We start from the raw sequence: 734 nt of genomic DNA on the forward strand, positions 1-734 counted from the left end.
GAAAGCGAACATTAGTTTGCACCTCCATTCAGGTATTCACGGTAGAGATCAGGGTTCTCGGACAGGGCCGTGGACATGGCCTTCTCCTTGGTGACGTTATCGCGCTTAGCGATCTCATCGGCCTTCTTCTCGAGCTTTGCCCAAGCTTCATCGGAAGAGGCAGATGTGCCAGTAGAAGCACCGTTACCACGGTTCTTACCGACCTCGCCCAGGACGGCAGTCTCAATGGCAGCGTTGGCAGCCTTGAGCACTTCCTCGACCTCGGGGGAGCAGCCCTTCAGAATATCGACCAGCTTAGACTGCTCGACGGGAATGGCCTTCAGGCCAGCAGCCTTAGCGACGGCGGCAGCCTCAGCCTTCTCTTCGGCTTCCTTACGGACGGCGGCCTCAGCGGCGTCGCGCTGTGCGCGCATCTTCAGGAACATCTCACGAGCAGGCTCGGGCATGCCCTTGAGGATGTCTTCCTCGGTAGGCTCCGCAGTTTCAGCAGGAACCTTGCTCTTGAGGACGCCGATCTCAGTAGTGGCATCAGCCAGCTTCTTGTTGGCATCGGCCAGATCAGCATCCTTCTTGGCGATGACGCCCTTGACGACTTCAGCATGCTCAGGCTTCAGAGAGTCAAGAATCTGTTCAAAGTCCATAGGTGTGTGTGTCTCCTTTCGTTTGTATAGTTCTATGAAAGCGGCGGAGTTCGCGCCCTCATCAACGAAGTCAACCCGGTCTACGACCAGATC

Annotated in this window: 1 protein-coding gene; it reads right to left on the reverse strand. The window is 56.7% G+C overall.

Annotated elements, in window-relative coordinates; all coding sequences use genetic code 11:
- Nucleotides 1-11: 11 nt before the first annotated feature.
- A partial coding sequence (locus J4G38_RS28310; RefSeq protein WP_226164175.1) for a hypothetical protein occupies nt 12-734 on the reverse strand: 723 nt, incomplete at its 5' end.

Origin of the sequence: Hymenobacter terricola (assembly GCF_017921975.2) — a bacterium.
Classification (GTDB): Bacteria; Bacteroidota; Bacteroidia; order Cytophagales; family Hymenobacteraceae; genus Hymenobacter; species Hymenobacter terricola.